This is a genomic window from Arthrobacter sp. MDT1-48-3 (assembly GCF_054511015.1).
Genome location: NZ_JBTNDL010000007.1, coordinates 95,916 through 118,049, shown reverse-complemented (window position 1 = coordinate 118,049; position 22,134 = coordinate 95,916). Strand labels below are relative to the sequence as shown.

The 22,134-nt window shown below is 71.9% G+C and carries 15 protein-coding genes; 12 read left to right on the top strand and 3 right to left on the bottom strand.

Features of this window, described 5'->3' with window-relative positions:
* Window positions 1-45 precede the first annotated feature (45 nt).
* From ACX80L_RS14495 to hemL, 5 genes are read left to right on the top strand one after another with little or no spacing between them, the layout of a single operon-like run.
* Window positions 46-1,203, top strand: a complete 1,158-nt coding sequence (locus tag ACX80L_RS14495; protein ID WP_208741747.1) for a ferrochelatase — start codon at window positions 46-48, stop codon at window positions 1,201-1,203.
* Window positions 1,200-2,147 (top strand): hydroxymethylbilane synthase, encoded by a 948-nt coding sequence (gene hemC / locus ACX80L_RS14490; RefSeq protein ID WP_133080970.1) that lies wholly within the window; start codon window positions 1,200-1,202, stop codon window positions 2,145-2,147. Before ACX80L_RS14495 ends, hemC begins: the two co-directional genes overlap by 4 nt.
* 6 nt (window positions 2,148-2,153) lie before the next feature.
* On the top strand, window positions 2,154-3,011 hold the full coding sequence (locus tag ACX80L_RS14485; RefSeq protein ID WP_459290475.1) for a uroporphyrinogen-III synthase: 858 nt from the start codon (window positions 2,154-2,156) through the stop codon (window positions 3,009-3,011).
* 13 nt (window positions 3,012-3,024) lie between these two features.
* A complete protein-coding gene (gene hemB, locus ACX80L_RS14480) occupies window positions 3,025-4,011 on the top strand; it encodes a porphobilinogen synthase (RefSeq protein ID WP_133080968.1) in 987 nt (328 codons plus the stop codon).
* 18 nt (window positions 4,012-4,029) lie between these two features.
* Entirely contained in the window at window positions 4,030-5,355 is a 1,326-nt protein-coding gene (hemL, locus tag ACX80L_RS14475; RefSeq protein WP_133080967.1) for a glutamate-1-semialdehyde 2,1-aminomutase, read from the top strand.
* An 8-nt stretch (window positions 5,356-5,363) separates the two neighbouring features.
* Here hemL and ACX80L_RS14470 read toward each other — a convergent pair whose 3' ends face one another.
* A complete protein-coding gene (locus ACX80L_RS14470; protein ID WP_459290473.1) occupies window positions 5,364-6,158 on the bottom strand; it encodes an exonuclease domain-containing protein in 795 nt (264 codons plus the stop codon).
* A gap of 74 nt (window positions 6,159-6,232) precedes the next feature.
* Between ACX80L_RS14470 and ACX80L_RS14465 the strand changes: the two genes are divergently transcribed.
* The 3 genes from ACX80L_RS14465 to ACX80L_RS14455 are packed head-to-tail and all read left to right on the top strand — an operon-like array spanning window position 6,233 to window position 13,542.
* The gene (locus ACX80L_RS14465) at window positions 6,233-6,703 is read left to right on the top strand and encodes an MGMT family protein (protein WP_459290471.1); all 471 of its coding nucleotides are present in this window, start codon (window positions 6,233-6,235) and stop codon (window positions 6,701-6,703) included.
* A 57-nt stretch (window positions 6,704-6,760) separates the two neighbouring features.
* Window positions 6,761-10,120 carry an ATP-dependent helicase gene (locus ACX80L_RS14460; RefSeq protein ID WP_459290469.1) on the top strand — a complete coding sequence of 1,120 codons (3,360 nt, stop codon included), beginning with the start codon at window positions 6,761-6,763 and terminating at the stop codon, window positions 10,118-10,120.
* Window positions 10,117-13,542, top strand: a complete 3,426-nt coding sequence (locus ACX80L_RS14455; RefSeq protein WP_459290467.1) for an ATP-dependent helicase — start codon at window positions 10,117-10,119, stop codon at window positions 13,540-13,542. Before ACX80L_RS14460 ends, ACX80L_RS14455 begins: the two co-directional genes overlap by 4 nt.
* Before the next feature lie 132 nt (window positions 13,543-13,674).
* On the opposite strand, the gene ACX80L_RS14450 is transcribed toward ACX80L_RS14455, so the two are convergent.
* A complete protein-coding gene (locus tag ACX80L_RS14450; protein WP_459290465.1) occupies window positions 13,675-15,228 on the bottom strand; it encodes a phosphotransferase in 1,554 nt (517 codons plus the stop codon).
* A 148-nt stretch (window positions 15,229-15,376) separates the two neighbouring features.
* Between ACX80L_RS14450 and nudC the strand changes: the two genes are divergently transcribed.
* The 3 genes from nudC to ACX80L_RS14435 are packed head-to-tail and all read left to right on the top strand — an operon-like array spanning window position 15,377 to window position 19,000.
* Complete coding sequence (nudC, locus tag ACX80L_RS14445) at window positions 15,377-16,333, top strand: NAD(+) diphosphatase (RefSeq protein ID WP_459290463.1); 957 nt, start codon at window positions 15,377-15,379, stop codon at window positions 16,331-16,333.
* Complete coding sequence (locus ACX80L_RS14440; RefSeq protein WP_459290461.1) at window positions 16,333-18,441, top strand: ATP-dependent DNA helicase UvrD2; 2,109 nt, start codon at window positions 16,333-16,335, stop codon at window positions 18,439-18,441. The genes nudC and ACX80L_RS14440 overlap by 1 nt, the downstream gene beginning before the upstream one ends.
* A complete protein-coding gene (locus ACX80L_RS14435) occupies window positions 18,428-19,000 on the top strand; it encodes a YgjP-like metallopeptidase domain-containing protein (protein ID WP_133080961.1) in 573 nt (190 codons plus the stop codon). The genes ACX80L_RS14440 and ACX80L_RS14435 overlap by 14 nt, the downstream gene beginning before the upstream one ends.
* Window positions 19,001-19,024: 24 nt before the next feature.
* Here the strand turns inward: ACX80L_RS14435 and ACX80L_RS14430 are convergent, their stop codons facing one another.
* Window positions 19,025-20,422: a zinc-dependent metalloprotease gene (locus ACX80L_RS14430; protein WP_459290551.1), complete on the bottom strand. Its 1,398-nt coding sequence runs from the start codon at window positions 20,420-20,422 to the stop codon at window positions 19,025-19,027.
* 370 nt (window positions 20,423-20,792) lie between these two features.
* Here ACX80L_RS14430 and ACX80L_RS14425 point away from each other — a divergent pair, with 370 nt between their 5' ends.
* A complete protein-coding gene (locus ACX80L_RS14425) occupies window positions 20,793-21,887 on the top strand; it encodes a YlbL family protein (RefSeq protein ID WP_459290459.1) in 1,095 nt (364 codons plus the stop codon).
* The last annotated feature ends 247 nt before the right edge of the window (window positions 21,888-22,134 follow it).

Below are 22,134 nucleotides of genomic sequence, written 5' to 3'. Positions count from 1 at the left end.
ACACAGGCTTTCAACCCACTCGACGGGGTCGACGCGGACGGGCGCATGGCCCCCAAGGCGTACGACGCCGTCGTGCTCGCCTCCTTCGGCGGTCCCGAGGGGCAGGACGACGTCATCCCCTTCCTGCGGAACGTCACGCGCGGCCGCGGCATCCCGGACGAGCGCCTCGAGGAGGTCTCGCACCACTACCGCGCCTTCGGCGGGGTCAGCCCCATCAACAGCCAGAACCGCGCGCTCCGCGCCGCCATGGAGGCGGAACTGCGCCGGCGCGGGATCGACCTGCCCGTCTACTGGGGCAACCGCAACTGGGAGCCCTTCATCGCGGACACGCTGCAGGAGGCCTACGACGCCGGCCACCGCAAGGTGCTCGCCGTCACCACGAGCGCCTACTCCTGCTACTCGAGCTGCCGCCAGTACCGTGAGGACCTCGGGATGGCCCTCGTGAAGACCGGCCTCGAGGGACGGCTGGAGGTGGACAAGGTCCGGCAGTACTTCGACCACCCCGGGTTCGTGGAGCCCTTCGTCGAGGGCGTGGCGGCCGGGCTCGCCACGGTCCGTGCAGGACTCGCCGAACAGGGCACGCCGGACGCGCCCGTGCACATCATGTTCTCCACCCACTCGATCCCCATGGGCGACGCCGAGGCGGCAGGACCCCGCAACGGGGAGGGCGGCCCGGCCCACGAGGAAGGCGCCTACGTGGCGCAGCACCTCGCGACCGCCCAGGCCGTGCTGGACAGGATCCCGGAGTCCGAGGGGGTCGAATGGTCGCTGGTCTACCAGTCCCGCTCGGGTGCACCGCACATCCCGTGGCTCGAGCCGGACATCAGCGACGCCCTCCGGGACCGCTACGAGAACGGGACGCGCGGGGCCGTCATCGTCCCGCTCGGATTCGTCTCCGACCACATGGAGGTGGCGTGGGACCTCGACACCGAGGCGATGGAGACCTGCGGTGAACTCGGGATCGTCGCCGATCGCGTGCCCACCCCGGGCACGCACCGGAAGTTCGTCGAGGGCCTGGTCGACCTGATCCTCGAGCGGACCATCGACAACAACATCGCCGACCGCCCGTCGGCGACCGCCCTCGGCCCCTGGTACGACGTCTGCCGACCGAACTGCTGTGCCAACCGCCGCGGCGAGAAGCCGACCATCGCGGCGGTCGACTCCACCGTGGGGACGCCGCTGCCCAACCCCGGTACCGAATGACCGGGCACATCCGGGTCGGGACGCGGGGCAGCGCCCTGGCGATGACGCAGACGACGACGGTCGCGGAGCGGGTCTCGGACCTCGCAGGGCTGCCCTACGACCTCGTCCGCGTCCGCACGGAAGGGGACGTCTCCAAGGGGTCGCTCTCGCAGATCGGCGGCACCGGCGTCTTCGTCGCCGCCCTCCGGGACGCACTGCTCGAGGAGCGGTGCGACATCGCCGTGCACTCGCTCAAGGATCTGCCCACGCTCCCGGCTCCAGGGCTCACCGTGGCCTCGGTGCCCGAGCGTGAGGACGTCCGTGACGCCCTGTGCGCACGGGACGGACTGACGCTCGCCACGCTTCCCGACGGCGCACGCGTGGGCACCGGTTCCCCGCGGCGCGCCGCGCAACTGCGGTCGGCGCGGCCGGGGCTCGAGGTCGTCGACATTCGCGGGAACGTCGACACGCGCCTCGGACGCGTCGCCGGACTCGTGATCGGTGCGCCCGGTGACCTCGACGCCGTCGTCCTCGCCGCGGCAGGACTGCGGAGGCTGGGACGCCAGGACGCCATCACGGAGCTGATCGACACCGACGTCATGCTGCCCGCGCCCGGCCAGGGCGCCCTCGCGGTCGAGTGCCGCGAGTCGGAGCCGACACCCGAGCTGCGCGGAGCCCTCGCGGACTACGACCACCTGCCGACCCGGCTCGCGGTGACTGCGGAGCGCGCCGTCCTGCTGCAGCTCGAGGCAGGCTGCGCGGCACCCATCGGCGCCCTCGCACACCTCCGCGGCGACGAGCTCGCGCTGGAGGCCGTGGTGTGCAGCCTCGACGGCCGGTCGATCCTCCGGCTCACGCGCTCGGCACCCGCGACGGACGCCGTGGCCGCCGCGCGGCTCGGGCTCGAACTCGCAGAGGAGCTGCTGGCCGCCGGCGCAGCCGACATCGCGCCGCTGAACAGCTAGGCCCGCATGACCCACGATCGGGCGCTCCCGTCGGTGATCATCCTCCGGCACCCCGAGCGGTCCGCCCGGATCGCCGATGCGCTCCGCGCGGCGGGCCTGCGTGTGTTCGCCCTGCCACTGACCGACACCGAACTGCCCGCGGACGTCGCTGCCGTCGCCGCGGAACTGGGTGCGCTCGGCAGGGGGGCGTACGAGTGGCTGGTCGTGACCAGCGGGAACGCCGTCCGGGCGCTCGAGCTCGTCGCGGCGTCCGGGCCCACGTCCCTCCCGGAGCTGGTCCGCGCGGGCGGTACGAGGGTCGCCGCCGTCGGCTCGACCACCGCGCGCCTGCTGGCGGACTACGACATCGAGGTCCACCTGGTGCCGCGGGACGCGTCGTCGGCCGGCCTGCTGGGGGAGTTCCCGCACGGTACCGGCGCGGTGCTCGTGCCGCAGGGGGACCTCGCCCCGGGGAACCTGCAGGCCGGCCTCGCCGGACGCGGCTGGGCAGTCCGTCGTGTGGAGGCCTACCGCACCGTGCCCTACCCCGCCGACGCGGCGCGGCGGGTTCCGGCGATCCAGGAGCCGGGAGTGCAGCCGCCCCTACTGTCCCGTCGGGATCTCGCCGCGCTGGCCGCCGATGCTGTCCACCCCGCCGTCGTCTTCACGGCGCCGAGCACGGTCCGGCAGTTCCATGAAAAGCTGGGGAGCGGGCCACTCGCCTTCTTCCCGGTCGCCATCGGGCGCACGACGGCCGCAGCCCTGCGCGCGCAGGGCTGGGAGCCGGGAGCGACGGCGGCGGAACCAACACCGCAGGGGATCGCCCGGGCCGTCCGGGAGGCCTTCTCCCGGGCCGAACCCACCTACCTGCACCCGCACCACTGAACGGAGATCAGCCATGAGTTTCCCCCAGCACCGCCCGCGGAGGCTGCGCTCGACGCCGGCCATGCGACGCATGGTCGCCGAGTACCGTGTCCATCCGTCCGAGCTGATCCTGCCCGCCTTCATCCGGGAAGGACTCGACGAGCCCGTTCCCATCCTGTCCATGCCCGGCGTGGTGCAGCACACCACGGACTCCCTCAGGCGCGCGGCGTCGGAAGCCGTGGAGCGCGGCGTCGGCGGCATCATGCTCTTCGGCATCCCCGCGCACCGTGATGCGACGGGCAGCGCGGGCATCGACCCGGACGGCGTCCTGAACCGCGCGATCGCGGATGTCCGCTCCGAGGTGGGCGACGCCCTCGTCGTGATGAGTGACGTGTGCCTCGACGAGTTCACGGATCACGGGCACTGCGGCGTCCTCGCGGCCGACGGCTCCGTGGACAACGACGCGACGCTCGGACTCTATGCGCAGATGGCCGTGGAGCAGGCGAGGGCCGGTGCGCACGTCCTCGGCCCGTCGGGCATGATGGACGGCCAGGTGGCCGTCATCCGCCAGGCGCTCGACGAGGCCGGGCACCAGGACACCGCGGTGCTCGCCTACGCGGCGAAGTACGCCTCCGCGTTCTACGGACCGTTCCGCGAGGCCGTCGACTCCCAGCTCACGGGTGACCGCCGGACCTACCAGATGGACGCGGCGAACCGCCGGGAAGCGATCCTCGAGGTCGAGCTCGACCTCGAGGAGGGCGCCGACATGGTGATGGTCAAACCGGCCATGAGCTACCTGGACATCCTGGCCGACGTCGCAGCGATGTCGCCCGTCCCCGTCGCCGCCTACCAGATCTCGGGGGAGTACGCGATGATCGAGGCCGCGGCCGCCAACGGCTGGATCGACCGCCGCCGCGCCATCGAGGAGTCCGTGCTCGGCATCAAGCGCGCCGGCGCACAGATGATCCTCACCTACTGGGCCTCGGAGCTCGCGCTCTGGCTCGACGAGACCGACCACTAGAACCAGCCAAGGACCGTCATGACGACTTCTGAGAACCTGTACGAACGCGCCCGCGCCCTCATGCCCGGCGGCGTCAATTCCCCCGTGCGGGCCTTCGGGTCCGTCGGCGGTACCCCGCGCTTCCTCGTCGACGCCCACGGGGCCTACGTCACCGACGCCGACGGCACGGAGTACGTGGACCTCGTCTGCTCGTGGGGACCGGCCCTGCTCGGGCATTCCCACCCGGACGTCATCGCGGCCGTCCATCGCGCCGTCGACCACGGACTCACCTTCGGTGCCTCGACGCCCGCCGAGGCGGACCTCGCCCAGCTGGTGAAGGAACGCGTGCCCGCCGTCGAACTCCTGCGCATGGTGTCCACCGGTACCGAGGCCACCATGACGGCGGTACGCCTGGCGCGCGGCTTCACGTCGCGCAACCTGATCGTGAAGTTCGCCGGGTGCTACCACGGGCACGTGGACAGCCTCCTCGCGTCCGCCGGTTCCGGCGTGGCGACCCTCGCGCTGCCAGGTTCGGCCGGTGTCACGGAGGCCACGACGGCGGAGACCCTCGTCCTGCCCTACAACGACGTCGAGGCCGTCGAGGAGGCATTCCGCACGCACGGCGAGCGTATCGCCGCCGTCATCACGGAAGCGGCCCCCGCGAACATGGGGGTCGTGACCCCGGCTCCCGGTTTCAACGCCTTCCTCAGCCGCATCACCTCCGAGCACGGGGCCCTGTTCATCGTGGACGAGGTCATGACCGGATTCCGCACGCATGCCGGTGGCTACTGGAAGCTCACCGGAGGGGCGGACGACGCGGAGCACCCGTGGACGCCCGACCTGCTGACCTTCGGCAAGGTGATCGGCGGCGGCATCCCCGCGGCGGCGCTCGGCGGTCGCGCGGACGTGATGAACTACCTCGCTCCGATCGGCCCGGTCTACCAGGCCGGCACCCTGTCCGGCAACCCGATCGCCATGGCGGCAGGCGTCGCCACCCTCACGGCGGCCACGCAGGACGTCTACCGGCACGTCGACGCCCGCTCGCTCGAGGTGGGCGACGCCCTGTCGGCGGAACTGTCGAAGGCCGGCGTCGACCACTCGATCCAGCGGGCGGGGAACCTCTTCAGCGTCGCGTTCGGCACCGCCGAGCACGGCGTGTGGAACTACGCCGACGCGCAGGGACAGGAGGCGTTCCGCTACGGGCCGTTCTTCCACTCCATGCTCGACTCGGGCGTGTACCTGCCGCCCTCGGTGTACGAGGCCTGGTTCCTCTCCGCGGCGCACGACGACGCGGCGATGGAGCGCATCCACGCTGCGCTTCCCGCGGCGGCGCGGGCGGCAGCCGAGGCCGTCCCGGTCGACTAGCCCGGCGGTCAGGCGGGAGTGGCCACCGGATGCAGCGGCGGAGTCGCGGCGTCGGTGGGCCGGACAGTCTCGAGGGCGGGTCCGACAGCGTGTCCGGCAGGCTCGACGCCGGGTACGTCGGGCTCGACGACGGGCCAGGCCCGTTCGATCACCGCGGTCGGTTCCGTCCGGCGCAGGTACTCCTCGAAGCCGGCGGCCTGACGTTCGGCCCAGCCGATCAGCGCAGTGTGGAGCTCGACGGCGGGCCGGCGCAGGAAGGCGTACCGTTCGGCGAGGACCCTCGCCACCTGCAGCGTCGCGAGGACGTCGGCCGCGGAGGTGTGGGCGTTCTCGAACCGGATGCCGTAGTGCTCGCAGAGCGCCGTCAGCGTCCGTTTGCCGCGCCGGTAACGATCCGCCTGCTTGTCCAGGATGAACGGATCGATCACCGGCATGGGAGGGGGGACCGCCACGGCGTGGCGGCGGCCCTCCTGCGCGAGCACCGTGAAGTCGTACCGCGCGTTGAAGGCGAGGACGGGCACGCCGGCGGTGAAGAGCCGGGCGAGGACCGCGGCGATGCCGCGGACCACCTCGGCGGCGGGCAGGCCGTTCGCCCGGGCGTGGGCCGTCGTGACCCCGTGGATCGCAGCGGCGTCGTCCGGGATCTCGATGCCCGGATCCGCCAGCCACTCGTGGTGCTCGAGCACCTCCCCGGCGCCGTCGACGAGCACGATGGTCGCGGTGACGACCCGGGCCGTCAGCGGGTCCCGTCCCGTCGTCTCGAGGTCGAAGGCGGCCCTCGGACACTCATGCCAGCTGGTCATGGCCCCACGGTACCGGCGGGGTCCGACCAAACGGCCCCGGCGCCCCGTTCCGCGGGCCGGGCTAGGGTTGGCGGATGCAGCCACGAGTCCATGGCGTCGCTCCTGCCCGCAGCGACGCCGTCGTCCCCGGTCCTGTGCACCGCCGGCACGGTGATCCCGCGGTGTACGCGGAGGCGGTCCTGCGTATCGCCGAACTGATCCCGCAGGGCATGGTCCTGACCTACGGCGACGTCGCCGAACTGTTGGAGGCGGGCGGGCCGCGCCAGGTGGGGAGGGCGTTGTCGCGCAGCACCCGCGCCGTCCCGTGGTGGCGCGTCCTCCGGGCCGGAGGGCTGCCGCCCCGCGGACTGGAACTGGAGGCCCGTGCACGCTACGACGCCGAGGGCACCCCTCTGTCGGTTCCGTCGGTGCCGTCGGTGCCGTCGGTGCCGTCGCACCCGGAGGACTACCGCGTCGACCTGGGGCGTGCGCGGTGGTCGCCGTCCGGCGGGGAACTGGCCCTGGTGGCCGCTGTCGGTGCGTCCCTGAGCCACGCCGTGCAGTAATGCAGGACACCCCCGCGCATGCCCTCGATTGTCCGTGGGATGTGATGGTCTAGGACCATGACCAGCACGCTCCATGACGCCCCGACGGCGTCCTCCGGCGCTACCGTCGCCGGGCCCGCCGCGGACCTGGCGGACAGCTACGACGCCGTCCTCGAGTCGCTGCGGGACGTCTCCGGCCAGGTCCTGGTCCTCGGCGCCCCCGGGAGCGGGAAGTCCTCGCTGCTCACGGACCTCGCGGTCCTGCGGATCGGGGAGGGGCGCGTGGATCCCGAGGGGCTCCTCCTCCTCGGCCCCACGCGTGCCGCCGCGACGAGGCTCCGCGACGAGCTCACCGCCAAGCTCGAGCGCAGCATCAGCACTGCCCCTGCTCGCACCTGGGCCTCCTACGCCTTCGATCTCATCCGCCGCGCCCGGGCCGAGGGCCGCACACCCGCCATCACGAGGCCGCCCCGGCTCCTGTCCGGGGCCGAGCAGGACCTCATCATCAAGGAACTCCTCTCGGGGCACGGACGCGACGGAGCCCCCGAGCTCGCCTGGCCCGCGAGCCTGGCCCTCGCGCTGCCGACGCGGGGCTTCCGGCAGGAGATCCGCGACCTGTTCGACCGCGTGAGCGAGTACGGCGTGCCGGCCGACGACCTGGCGGCCTGGGGCGAGCGGTTCGACCGGCCGGACTGGGTGGCGGCGGCCGCGCTGTACCGCGAATACCGCGACGTCCTCGACCTCCGCATGCCCGAGGCCTTCGACCCGGCGGGAATCCTCACGGCGGCACGGGAGCTCCTCGAGACCGACCGCGACTTCCTCGACAGGGAGCGCAGACGCCTGCAGCTCGTGCTCGTCGACGACTACCAGGAGGCGAATCCCGCCGTCCACGCACTGCTGGGCCTCATCGGAGCGGGCAAGGACGTCGTCGTCACCTCCTGCCCCGACACCGTGGCACAGGGCTTCCGCGGAGCCCGTCCCGAACTGACCGGGCGTCTCTCCACCCTCTTCCGGCGGGGCGGCGGCCTGACGACGGTGACCCTGCCCGCGTCGCTCACGCTGCACGGCCGGCTGGCCGAGGCCTGGAGCAACGTCGCCGCGCGCATCTCGACCACGGGCGTGAGCACCGCCTACCGGTCCCAGCCGCACCGGCCGGAGGACGCCGACGCGGACGCGGACGCGGACGCCCGGCAGCATCCACGCCAGGACGCCGCGCCCGACGACGTGACGGCGGGGCGCGGGGCGCCCGGCCCGACGGTGTCCGCCCATGTGCTCGACAGCGCCTTCCACGAGCAGCGCTTCGTCACGCAGCGGGTGCTCGAGGCCCATCTGTTCGGCGGACGCAGCCTCGACGACATCGCCGTCATCGTCCGGAACGGCGCACAGGTGTCCGCGGTGCAGCGCTTCTTGACGGCGCAGGGCATCGCCGTCAACGTGCCCGCGGCGGAGACGGCCATCCGGGAGGAACCCGCCGTCCGTCCGCTGCTGGACCTGTACGCGGTGGTCGTGGGACGCGGTGAGCTCGACACCGAGCTGTGCATCTCGCTGCTCACGTCGCGTATCGGCGGCGCGGGCAGCCTGGACCTCCGACGCCTCCGCCAGGTCCTGCGGCGTACGGAACTGCAGCAGGGCGGGGGCCGCACGAGCGACGAGCTCCTGACAGCCCTGTTCGCCTCGCCCGAGGAGATCGCCGCGCTGCCCTCCGAGGGTGCCCCCGTGCGGCGCCTGCACCGGATGCTGGACGCGGGGAGGGGGGCGGCCGCCGATCCCGGGAGCGATCCGGAGACCGTCCTGTGGGCGCTCTGGTCGGCCTCCGGCCTCGCGCAGCAGTGGTCGGGCGCGGCCCTGTCGGAGGGCCCGTCGTCGACGCGCGCCGATCGGGACCTGGACGCGATGATGGCCCTGTTCCACACGGCGGAACGCTTCGTCGAACAGATGCCGGGTGCGGATCCGGGCCTGTTCCTCGACTACATCCTCAGCCAGGACATCCCCATGGACACCCTCGCGCAGCGCACCACCCGCCAGGCCTCGGTGTCGGTGCTCACGCCCGCGAGTGCGGCCGGTCGTCACTGGCCCCTCGTGATCGTCGCCGGTGTGCAGGACGGTGTCTGGCCGAACCTCAGGCTGCGCGGCGAGCTCCTCGGATCCGGTGAGCTGCGCGCGCTGCTCGACTACGGCGAGTCGTTCCGGAGCAACCGGGACCCCGTGTCCCTGCTGCAGGACATCCGTTTCGACGAGTTGCGCACCTTCTCCCTCGCCGTGTCCCGCGCCACCCAGGAGCTGGTGTGCTGCGCGGTCGCGTCCCAGGACGAGCAGCCGTCCCAGTTCCTCGACGTCCTGGATCCGCTTCCTCCCGGCACCGCCGAGCGGGCACGGACCGAGGTCCTGCGACCGGTCACGCTGCGCGCCCTCGTCGCCGAGCTGCGCAAGTTCGCCCAGGACCCGCAGGCCGGCGCCGCACTGTCCGGCGAGGCGGTCCGGCATCTCGGCCGGATGGCGGTCCTCGAGCCGCCGGTACCGGGTGCGCACCCGGCCCAGTGGTGGGGCGTCCTGGACCTGAGCAGCGAGGAGCCGGTCGTCCCCGAGGACCAGCCCATCCCCGTGTCGCCCTCGAAGGTCGAATCGGTCCTCACCTCACCCCTGAGCTGGTTCGTGTCCGCGGCCGGAGGGGAGCGGACCACGGACTTCGCACGGTCCCTCGGGACGCTCGTGCACCAGATCGCGCAGGACATGCCGGAGGCGAGCGGTACCGAGTACGTCCGGGAACTCGAACGGCGCTGGCCGCAGCTCGGCATGAAGGATTCGTGGGAGGGCCAGTCCGACTTCCGGCGGGCCGAGGGCATGGTGCGGAAGCTGGCGGCGTACGTGCTGTGGATGCGGCAGGCGGGCAGGTCGCTGCAGGCGACCGAGGTCGACTTCTCCGTGGACCTCGACATGAGGATCGGGGGTGCGGAGAGGATCGCCCGCCTGCGCGGCCAGATCGACCGGTTGGAACTCGACGCCGACGGCAGGTTCGTGGTCGTCGACCTGAAGACGGGGAAGAGCGCACCCGTCGGCGCGGACATCGCCCGTCATCCGCAGCTCGCGGCCTACCAGACCGCCGTCGCCTCGGGCGCCCTGCTCGACACCCCGGACGGGGACGCCGGCAACGGGCCGGCCGATGGCGGTGCGACGGCCGGTCCCGGGTCCCGGGAGCCGGGTGGTGCGTCCCTCGTGCAGCTGGGGACCAAGGCGAAGGGGATCTCCGTCCAGGAACAGCCACCCGTGGGTCCCGAGGACGCGTGGGCGCGGACCATGATCGAGGACGCCGCCGTCCTCATGGCGGCCGCGACCTTCGACACCATCCACGACCCACGCCGCTCGGGCTTCGGGGGGAGCGGCTGTCGCCTGCCGGAGATCTGTCCGCTGTGTGAAGAGGGAAAGCAGGTGACGCAGTGACGGCCGAGCCGCGTGCGACCCCGACCTATTCGGCCCGGCGGCTGGCCGAACTGCTCCATGCCGACCCGGATGCCCCGGTCCAGTACCCGACGGAGGATCAGGCCCGCGTCATCGAGGCTCCGCTGGAGCCCCTCCTCGTCATCGCCGGAGCCGGTTCGGGCAAGACCAAGACGATGGCGGACAGGGTCGTCTGGCTCGTCGCCAACAACCTCGTGCGGCCCGAGCAGATCCTCGGTGTCACCTTCACCCGCAAGGCGGCGGGCGAGCTCGCGTCCCGCGTCCGGCAGCGGCTCGCGCAACTCTATACGGCACTCGCCCACGACGATCGCGACACCGCAGGCGGGGATGCGCTCGACCGGCTCGATCCCGCCATCTCCACCTACCACTCCTTCGCGAACGGCATCGTCCAGGACTACGGCCTGCGCATCGGGGTCGAGCGGGATTCGGTCATGCTCGGCACGGCCCAGTCCTGGCAGCTCGCCCACTCCGTCGTGGAGGCGTACGACGGCGAGTGGGAACACTTCACGGCCGCCAAGAGCACGCTCGTGAAGGCGGTGCTCGACATGGCCGGCGAGTGCGCGGAGCACCTCGTCACGCCCGGGACCGTCCGGGACGAGCTCCGTCGCCACATCGATCACGTCGTCGCCCAACCCTACGTCGCAGGGTCCACCAGGGCCGCCACGCAGAAGGTGCAGGAGCTGCTCGACAAGCTGCGCACCCGCGTCACCGTGACGGAACTCGCCGAGCGCTACGCCGCCGCCAAGCTCGCGCGCCGCCAGCTCGACTTCGGCGACCTGGTCTCCCTTGCAGCGCGGATCGCCCGGGACATACCGGAGGCCGGGAGGATGGAGCGCGAGAAGTACAGGGTGGTGCTGCTCGACGAGTTCCAGGACACCTCCCACGCCCAGATGGTGCTGTTCTCGAGGCTCTTCGCGGACGGTCGTTCCGTCACCGCCGTGGGCGATCCCCACCAGTCGATCTACGGCTTCAGGGGAGCGTCGGCGGGACAGCTGGCCACCTTCCGTACTGCGTTCCCGCGGGTGACCGGGGAAGGGCGGGCACCGTCGGAGGTGGCCCACCTGTCGGTCGCGTGGCGTAACTCGACCTCGATCCTCGAGGCGGCGAACACGGTGTCGGCGCCCCTGAACGTGCCCGCACCATGGCTCCGCAACACCACGGTCCAGCAGGTCCCCGGACTCGTCGCGCGCCCCGGGGCGCCCCTGGGTGAGGTGACGCTGGGGCGTTTCCTCACCGATGCCCCCGTCGGGGGCGCCGACGCCGCCGAGGAGGCGGTATCGCCTGCCGGCCCGGCGGCCCCGTCCACCCTGAGCGAGGCGGAGGCGGTGACGCGGGAGGTCCTGCGCCAGCGCCGCCGGAGCTTCGAGACCGACGACGCCGGGAACCCCCTCCGCCCGACGATGGCCGTGCTGTGCAGGGGACGCAAGCAGTTCGAGCCGATCCGTCGGGAACTGGAGCGTGCGGGCGTCCCGGTCCAGGTGGTGGGCCTCGGCGGCCTGTTGCGGACCCCCGAGATCGTCGACCTGCTGGCCACCCTCAGGGTACTGGGCGACCCCGACCGCTCGGACTCGATGCTGCGGCTCCTGGCGGGAGCACGATGGCGGCTGGGACCGGCAGACCTCATGGCACTGGGCGACTGGTCGAGGCAGCTCGCCCGTACCCGCGAGGCGATGTTCAGGCGCGGCGACGCCGCAGGGGAGGAGCTCGACGACGACCAGAGCCGGGACGCCGTCGTCGCACCGGACCTGGCCGAGGCCGGCAGCCTGGTGGAGGCCGTCGACCACCTCCCGCCGGCCGGGTGGGTGTCCTCCTCCGGCCGGACGCTGAGTGATCCCGCGCGACGGCGGCTCGATGCCCTCCGGCGAGAACTGCGCGCCCTCCGCAGCTTCGTGGGTGACGACCTCGGCAGCATGATCGGCGAGGTGGAGCGCACCATCCTCCTGGACATCGAGGTGGCCGCCAAGCCGGGGGTGAGCATCCACGAGGCACGCCGTAACCTCGATGCCTTCACGGAGGCCGTCGCCGGATTCGTCTCCACCGCCGAGCGGGTCGACCTCCCGGCATTCCTCGCATGGCTCGAAGCGGCGGACCAGGAGGAGGACGGGCTGCCCGTAGCACAGCTCGAGGCGAGCAGGGACGCGGTGCAGCTGCTGACGGTCCATGCCTCGAAAGGGCTGGAGTGGGACGTCGTGTTCGTGCCGGGACTCAACGAGGGTTCCTTCCCGAGCGGGAAGGACTCGCGCTGGAGCAGCGGGGACTCCTCGATCCCGTGGCCGCTGCGCGGCGACGCCGCCGAGCTGCCGCACTGGGACTGGGAGCAGCAGGACCAGAAGGAGTGGCTCGCCAGCGAGAAGGACTTCACGGAGGAAGCCAGGGCGCATGCGGAACGGGAGGAACGCCGGCTCGCCTACGTGGCGTTCACGCGGGCCAAGCACGCCCTGGTCTGCACATCCTCGTCCTGGGGCGGCGGACGGTCCAAACCCTCGGCTCCCTCGGCCTACCTGAACGATCTGGTGACCCTCGCGGAGGCCGGTGCCGCGGGTTACACCCTGCCGCACTGGCTGCAGGAGGAGCACCAGGGCGACACGAACCCGGCCAATGCCCGGCCGGAACGGGCGAGCTGGCCCTTCGACCCGCTCGGGCCCCGGCGGGGCCCGATGGAACGCGCCGCACAGGCCGTCCTGGAGCAGGCCGCAGCCCCCACGCTGGAGGTCGACGTCGATGGGGGGCGGTGGGGTCGGGAGGTCCGCCTCGCTCTGGCGCGGCAGGCCCGCGAACGCGAACGGTTGCCGCTCACGCTGCCGTCCCACATCTCCGCATCCACCCTCGTGGAGCTCCGGGAAGATCCCGAGGCGGTCATGCAGCAGCTGCGGCGCCCGCTCCCGCGCCGGCCCGGTACGGCGGCCCGCAAGGGGACGGCGTTCCATGCCTGGATCGAGGAGTTCTACGGGTCCGGCGGCATGCTCGACCTCGGAGAGTACCCGGGCGGGGCGGACGCCTATGTGGACGAGACACTCGGCCTGAAGGACATGGCCGCCATCTTCGAGAGGTCCGAGTGGGCCCTCCGCGAACCCGCCGCCATCGAGGCCCCTATCGAGACGAAGATCGGCAGCATCGTGGTGCGTGGCCGGATCGATGCCGTCTTCCGCGATTCCGACGGCGGATGGGACCTGATCGACTGGAAGACCGGCCGCCCGCCCTCCCCGGACCGCCGCGCTGCCAAGGCCGTGCAGTTGGCCGTGTACCGCCTGGCCTGGTCGAGGCTGAAGGAGGTGCCGCTGGACACGGTCCGGGCGGCCTTCTTCTACGTCGCCGACAACCTCGTCGTGCGCCCGCACGACCTCGCGGACGCAGCGGAACTGGAAGCCATCATCGCAGCGGCGGACACGGCGGCCGGCTCCTGACCCTCAGGCCGGGGAGGGGCCGCGCCGTCCGTCGGAGGCCCGGAGGTGGATGGAAGGGCTGGCCAGCCGTACTGCCGGCCACCTCGTCGGCGCTGCACCGCGGGACGCCCTGACGAGGGCGAGGCCCTGGCGTCAGCTGCCGAAGGACACGATCGGCAGTGCCGAGGTCGCCACGTCGTCCGGGGAGCCGGCCACCGGTCCGCTGCTCCGAAGCAGGGTGACCTTCGTCGACGTACCGACGGACCGCTGCCGCCCGGCCGTCAGGCGCAGGTAGGCCGGTGACGCTCCGGACGGCGTAGCCGGATCCGCCTCGCCGGGTCGGTGCCCGGACCGGTCCCCTGAGTGGTCGCCCGAGGGGTCTCCGGACGGGTCTCCGGACGAGTCTCCGGAGGAGCCGTCGCGGTGCCCGGAGGGGATCGACGCCTGCATCCGGGTGGGGTCGGACCCGCGGTCCGCCGCGGGTGCGTGCGGGTCGTAGGCGTGGCTGCCGGTCCGATCCTGTGGGGCGTGGCCGGTGCTGGAACCCGACCGCGGGTCCTGGGCGGGGCCGTCGTGCACAGCCCCGTCGCGCGGTTCGCGGACGGGATCACCGGCGCCGGTCCCGACGCCGTCCCGGTGGCCACCGGCTACCTCGTCGGCTCCGGGGACGGCGTCCCGGTCCTCCCGGTGCCCGTGCTGGTCGTCGTACGAGTCGGTGCCGTGCTCGTTGCCCCATTCGAGGCGCACCTCGTGGGCGTGCCGGGCCCGCTCGGCGGCTTCGTGCTGCTCGCGCTCGATGGACTCGACGTCCGCCTCGAGGGTGGCCAGCATCTCCTCCGCCTCGTGGATCATCGCGGCATCCTCGAGGGCGACGCCGCGTACGAGCCACTGCGCGAGTGCGAACTCGGCGGCGAGCGCCGCCCGCCGCCACAGGTGGGGGTCGACGGCGGTCGCCCTGGCCTGCGCATAGGCCGCATGGACGGCGTCGACGAAGGGGGCGTCCTCGGCGGCTGCAAGCCAGGCGAAGTCCTCCGCGGGATCTCCGATGCACAGGTCCGTCCAGCCCGTGACCGCCGACACGCGGCCGGCGGCGACGAGGAGATGGTCCTCGTGCAGGTCTCCGTGCACCACCGTCGGGCTGAACCGCCACAGGGCGACGTCCTCCAGTGCGTGCTCCCACCGGCGCAGCAGGATCGACGGGATCTTGCCCGTGGTCGCGGCCTGATCGAGTTCGTTCAGCTTGCGCTGGCGGTACTCGTCGGCCTCGTAGCTGGGCAGGTCCGCGCGCTGCACCATGTCCTTCGGCAGGGCATGGATCGCGGCGATGGCCCGGCCCACCTCCTGTGCCATCGTGGTCCCACCGGCGGTGAGTGCCTCCAGCGTCCTGGTGGTCCCGGCGAGGTGGGAGTACACGAAGGTGCTGAGCTCGCCCTGGCGGACACTGCCGGCCATGTGCGGGATGAGGAAGGGGAGTTCGGCCTTGACGGCCGGGGTGAAGGCGCGGAGCGCCTGCAGTTCGGTCTCGAGCCGCATGCTCGCTTCGGCATGTTTCGGCGAACGCACCCGCCACTGCTTCCCGGCGTCGTCGACCAGCAGCGCCGAGTCGAAATCGGCAGCATCATCGGGAGCACCGGCGACCCCTGTCGGAGCCAGGCCAGGTACCGCGGCGCTGGCGATGGCAGCAAGTTCCATGGGTGTCCGTTTCACACCCTCCACCGTAGGGCGTCCTGCGGCAGCCGGAGCCGTTCCGGCGCGGCGAGTCGTCAGATGCACCACTCGTCTTCGCGCTCGCACTACTCCTCCACCCCCACTGCGCAGAATGTGTTTTGGGAGAGTGAGAACGTACCGTAGAAGCATGATCGATCCCCTCCGGACACTCGTGCTGCCACCCCTCGGATCGCTGCCGCTCTCGCGGGCCGATGCGGACCGCGACGGCGACTCGAGGACGTCCGAGAACCTTCTCGACACCCTGTGGGCCTCGCCGGGGACGAGGGTGCTCGCCCTCGTCCGGGGGAAGGCGCCGGTGCAGGGGAGCACGCTCCGGCTGGTCGCGCCCGCGCAGGTGGAGCGGCCCGACCTGCTCGTCTACCTGGGGCGCATCAACGAGGGCGCCCCGGATGCCGGGCGCAGCGTGGTCCTCGCGGTCCTTGCCGAGGAGGACACCTCCCTGGCGCCGCCCGAGCAGTGGCTCGGCCTGCGGGACATCGCCGCGTCCCTCGATGCCCGCGATGCCGGCCTGTTCGTCGAGGCGGCCGCCATCGCGAACTGGCATGCGACCCACACGCATTGCCCGCGGTGCGGTACGCCGACCGAGGTGCGCGCCGGCGGCTGGGTGCGCCGGTGCCCCACGGACGACTCCGAGCACTACCCCCGGACCGACGGCGCGATCATCGTGTCTGTGATCGACGACGACGACCGCCTGCTGCTCGGATCCGCCGTCGCGTGGCCGGAGGACCGCTACTCGACCCTCGCAGGATTCGTGGAACCCGGCGAGTCGCTCGAGGCCGCGGTGATCCGCGAGGTAGGCGAGGAGTCCGGCATCGAGGTCGAGGCCCCGCAGTACCTCGGATCGCAGCCCTGGCCCTTCCCCGCGTCCCTGATGCTCGGTTTCACGGCGCGCGCCGTCACGACCGACGCCGTACCGGACCGGGCGGAGATGCGGTCCGTGCGGTGGTTCACGCGCGAGGAGCTGTTCGCCGAGGTGCGCGACGGCACGATCGCGGTCGCGGGTGGCATCTCGATCGCCCGCGCCCTGATCGAACGCTGGTACGGCGGACCGCTCGACGAGGAGCCGTCGGAGGCGCGTCCCTAGTGTCCGGACTATTGCTCGAGGAGAGCATCCTCGAGGGGCTCGACGACGAACAGCGCATGGTGGCCAGCTCCCTCTCCGGTCCTCTGTGCGTCCTGGCCGGGGCCGGTACGGGAAAGACGCGGGCCATCACCCACAGGATCGCCTACGGTGTGCACACCGGTGTCTACAAGCCGCAGCAGGTGCTCGCGGTGACCTTCACGGCGCGTGCCGCGGCGGAGATGCGCACGCGGCTCCGGGACCTCGGCGCGGGTGGCGTCCAGGCCCGCACGTTCCATGCCGCAGCCCTCCGCCAGTTGCAGTACTTCTGGCCTCAGGCCGTCGGCGGACCCCTGCCCGCCCTGGTCGACCACAAGGCGCAGCTGATCGCGGAGTCGGCGCGGCGGCTCCGCCTGTCGACGGACCGCGCCGCGATCCGTGACGTGGCGGCGGAGATCGAATGGGCCAAGGTCTCGATGCTGACCCCGGATGCCTACGCAGCGGCCGCAGCGGGCCGGGCGGAGCCGGCGGGGATGGACCTCACCACGGTGTCGCGGATCTTCTCGGCGTACGAGGACCTGAAGATCGACCGGAACCTGATCGACTTCGAGGACGTCCTGCTGACGACCGTCGCGATCCTCGAGGAGGACGAGAAGGTCGCCGCCACCGTGCGGGCCCAGTACCGCCACTTCGTGGTCGACGAGTACCAGGACGTCTCCCCGCTGCAGCAGCGCATGCTGGACCTGTGGCTCGGGGAACGGCGCGAGCTGTGTGTCGTCGGTGACGCCAGCCAGACCATCTACTCGTTCACGGGTGCGACATCGCGCCACCTGCTCGACTTCACCAAACGCTACGAGGGTGCGCAGGTGGTCAGGCTGGTCCGCGACTACAGGTCCACACCCCAGGTGGTCCGCGCGGCGAACACCCTGCTGGCCGCACGGAGCGGCGAGGTGGACCGCCGCGCGACCGGCACCACCTGGTCCGCTCCGCTCGAGCTGGTCGCCCAGCGACAGCCGGGGCCGGAGCCCGTCTTCACCGAGTGCAGCGACGACGAGGCCGAAGCGGCCGAGTGCGCGCGGCGCATCGGCGTGCTGCTCGACCAGGGCGTGAAGGCGAGCGAGATCGCCATCCTCTATCGGACGAACGGGCAGTCGGAGGCGTACGAGCAGGCACTGGCGAGTGCCGGCATCGGGTACCAGCTGCGCGGCGGCGAGAGGTTCTTCCAGCGCCGCGAGGTCCGCGACGCGCTCCTCCAGTTGCGCGCCGCGGCACGCACGCAGGGCGACGACGACGTCCCCCAGCAGGTACGGGACGTCCTCGCCTCGCTCGGCTACACGTCCGTGGCACCCCAGAACTCGGGGGCGGTACGGGAGAAGTGGGAGTCGCTGGCTGCCCTGGTGGGCCTGGCCGACGAGCTCAACCGCGTGCGGGGGCCGGAGGCGTTCACCCTGCAGATGTTCGTCGCCGAGCTCGAGGAGAGGGCAACGGCCCAGCATGCCCCGACGGTGCAGGGCGTCACCCTGGCGTCGCTGCACTCCGCGAAGGGGCTGGAGTGGGACGCCGTCTTCCTCGTCGGGCTGAGCGAGGGACTCATGCCCATCTCGTTCGCCGACACGCAGGAGGCCATCGACGAGGAGCGCCGGCTGCTGTACGTGGGGATCACCCGCGCGCGTATCCACCTCTCGATGTCCTGGTCCACGTCACGCTCCCCGGGCGGTCGCGCCAGCAGGAAGCCCTCACGGTTCCTCGATGCGCTGCGTCCGGCCGGCACGGGACAGGCATCCTTCCGGCAGCCGCGGGCGAAGGCCACCCGCAAGGCCGCCGGGCCGGCCGTCTGCCGCGTGTGCAAGCGGCCGCTCCTCACCGGCTCGGAGCGGAAGATGGGACGTTGCAACGACTGCCCGGCCACCTACGAGGAACAGACCTTCGAAGCGCTGCGCGCATGGCGGCTCGTGGAGGCCCGCGACAAGGACGTGCCCGCCTTCGTCGTCTTCACGGACGCGACCCTCGTCGCCATCGCCGAGGCCCGGCCGGAGACCCTCAACGAACTCGGGGGGCTGGCCGGTGTCGGCTCGGCAAAGCTCGAGCGGTACGGCGAGGCCGTCCTCGAGATCATCAGTGACAACGCCTGACGCCCCGGGGCGGCCGGACGGGTCGCGTCTGCCGGTCGAGGTGCGGCGGTCCGCACGCCGTAAGCGCACCGTCAGTGCCGATATCAGGGACGGGGTGATCCGCGTCTCCATCCCGGGACACTTCTCGGCGAGCCAGGAGCACCACTGGGTCGAACGGATGGTCGAGCGGATGTCGGCGAAGTACCTCGCGGCCCCCGCCCTCGAGGACGACCCGACCGCGCTGCTCCGGAGGGCCAGGCACCTCGCGGCGCAATACCTCGGTGGCAGGGGAGTGCCGGCGACGATCGGCTGGGTGACCAACCAGAATTCCCGCTGGGCGTCCGCCACCCCCGCGCACCGGTCCATCCGCCTGTCGCACAAGCTGCAGGGCATGCCCGACTGGGTCGTCGACTACGTCATCCTCCACGAGATGGCGCACCTCGTCGAACCCTCGCACAATGCCGTGTTCTGGGAGCTGCTCACCAGCTATCCACGCACCGAGACGGCGAAGGCGTTCCTCGACGGGGCCGCCTTCGCCGCACAGCGCGGTCTTCCTCCGACCGGGCAGGACGCCTTCTAGCCGGTGGCAGTGCAGTCCGCGCGCTCAGCGCGGTCCGTCGCCGTCCGCCGCCGATCCGTCCGTGCCGCTTCCGTCCTCGTCATCCGCGGTCCCGGGTGCTGCTTCCCCGGAGTCCCTGTCGGAGGCGTCGTCCTGCGGCTCGAACCCGCCCGCCAGCAGACGCTGCAGGGCGGCGTCGACATCGGCGTCGGAGGACTCGATGAGCTTGCGGCGCCCGGAGAATCCCGCCGGGTCGTCGAGGTCCTCGGCCGTGGGCAGCAGATCGGGATGCTGCCAGAGGGCGTCGCGCCCGTCGATGCCGCGCTCCTCGGTCAGGTGCGACCAGAGGGCTGCGGCGTCGCGCAGCCTCCGCGGCCTCAGCTCGAGGCCGACGAGCGATGCGAACGCGTGCTCGGCCGGTCCGCCGGTCGCCCGGCGGCGGCGCAGCATCTCGCGCAGCGCACCGGCGGAGGGGAGATTGGCGGCGGCAGCTGCGGTCGTCTCGTCGACCCAGCCCTCGACGAGGGCCAGGGTCGTCTCGAGGCGGATGAGCGCGGTGTCCTGTTCGGGCGTCCGTTCGGGCATGAAGACACCCTGCGAGAGGGCGCCCTGAAGGCTCTCCGGATTGGTTGGATCGATGTCCCTGGCGGCTTCCTCGATCTTCCCCATGTCGATGTGGATGCCCCGGGCGTAGCGCTCGATGCTGCCGAGGAGGTGCCCCGTGAGCCAGGGGCTGTGCGTGAAGAGGCGGACATGGGCGGCCTCGCGGACCGCGAGGAAGAGCTGCACCTCCTGCTCGGGGATGTCGAGGCCCTCGCCGAACGCCGCCACGTTCGCGGGCAGCAGGGCCATGCGCCCTTCGGCGAGCGGAACTCCGATGTCCGTCGATCCGACGACGTCCTTGGACAGGGCGCCGACCGCCTGTCCGAGCTGCATGCCGAACATCGCACCGCCGACGTTCTGCAGCATGGAGGCGGGGCCGCCCATCATGCCCATCATCGACTTCATCTCGTCCGGGAGCTGCTCGGAGATGACGTCGGACAGTGCCTTGGCGATGCTCGTCGCGACCGGCTCCGTGAGGCGGCGCCAGGTGGCCATGGTGGCCTCGACCCACTCCGCGCGGGACCAGGCACGACCGAGCTGTCCGGTGCTCGGGAAATCGGTCACCGGGTCGAGCCACAGTTCCGCGAGCTTCAGGGCCTCGTCCACACTCCGTCGCTGGAGCGCGGTGACCGAGGGGTCGTTGTCGGCCGCGGCGACGCGACGCGCCTGTTCGTGGGCCATCTGCCAGTTGACCGGCCCGTCGCTCGTCGTGGAGAACATGGCCTGGACCTGCTGCATCATCATGGCCATCGCCGCCGGATCGGAGGGCAGCCCCGCGGCCTTCGCGATCTCCTGGGGATCGATGCCGCCGGCCCCGCCTCCGAACATCTTCGACAGCATCTCGGACAGCGGGTCCTGGGGCGTGTCGTCGTCGCCGTTCGAGGGGTTGGATGGGTTGGTCACTGATACCACCGGTCCTGGGAGTAGCTTGGCGGGTCCGGGCGGGAGGGCGGTGCCACTCCTGCCGGTTGTGGAAGACACGCTACCGGCCGTGCCCTGCCGGTGTCCCTTGCGCCGTGCACCGTTCGCTGAGGGCAAAGCAGCAGGGGCGAGCGGCCCTGGGAGCGTACGCGGACGCGGCGACGCGCGGTCGACGTGCAGGGAACGCCCAGGGAGCGTGTCGGCGGGAACGTCTACTCTAGGTGTGCCGGTGTCGTGCGGATCGCCTCACCGCGCTGCCCGCGCAACGCGCCCTACAGGAAGAAGCACCGTGACGCAGCCCGTCCACGTCGAAACGTTCAGCCCGGAGGAGCCCACGAGGCCGAGGGACCCCCGTTTCCGTGCGATGGCGGTCTCGGGGGGGCTGGCCGTCGTCCTGTGCACGGCCGCGGTCCTGCTGCCCTCGCCCTATGTCATCGAGTCGCCCGGGCCGACCTTCAATACGATCGGCGAGGTCGACGGACAGCCGCTCATCCAGGTGGAGGGCACCGAGAGCTATCCGCCCGAGGGCGAACTCGACCTCACCACCGTGTTCGTCAGCGGAGGGCCGAACGGACCGGTGAACGTCCTCCAGACCTTCCGGGCCTGGGCCGATCCCCATGAGACCGTGGTGCCCGAACAGCTCGTGTACCCGGAGGGGACCACGTCCTCCCAGGTGGAGGAGCAGAACGCCGTCGCCATGACCTCCTCCCAGGAATCCGCGATCGCCGCCGCACTGTCCCACGAGGGCATCGACTTCACGGAAGAGCTGTCGGTCGCCGGACTCGCCACCGGCTCCGCGTCGGAGGGGCTCCTGCGCGAGGGGGATGTCCTGCGGGCCATCGACGGCGAGGCGATCGGGAACATCGGGACGCTGCGCTCGGCCCTGCGCGAGGCCGGAGGGGCGCCGGCCGCCCTGTCCATCCTCCGGGACGGCGCGCCGCTCGATCTCTCCGTGACGCCGAAGGAATCGCCGGAGGGCGACTTCCAGCTGGGCATCCTCCTCGCCTCGACCTTCGACTTCCCCTTCGACGTCACGATCCAGCTCGACAATGTGGGAGGGCCCTCCGCCGGGACGATGTTCGCACTCGGCATCATCGACACCCTGACCGAGGGGGACCTCACCGGCGGGCGGCACTTCGCGGGAACGGGCACGATCGACTCCACCGGAGCCGTGGGGCCGATTGGCGGGATTGCACAGAAGCTCGTGGGAGCACGGTCCGGCGGCGCCGAGTTCTTCCTCGCGCCCGCAGCCAATTGCGACGAGGTGACCGGCAACATCCCCGACGGCCTGACGGTCGTGAAGGTCGGGACGCTCGAGGACGCCGTGGATGCCGTCGAGACCCTGGGAGCGGGCGGGGACCCGGCCGGGCTGCCCTCCTGCTGAGCGGAGGCGCCGACGTGTCCGGAGGACACAGTTCAGGAACGATCCCGGGCGGGTGCGCAGACGACGGGAACCTAATTGGTCGGGCCAGACGTGAACAGGGCAGAATGAAACCACGAAGGGCGTGACTGCACGCTGTCTTCTGCCCGTGTCCGGGCTGGGGAGCGGAGCGGAAGACCGGTCATCGTGACCCGCAGCAGCTAACGATGAGGTAGATGTGACATCCGGACCAGACCGTCCGTTCGGCAGT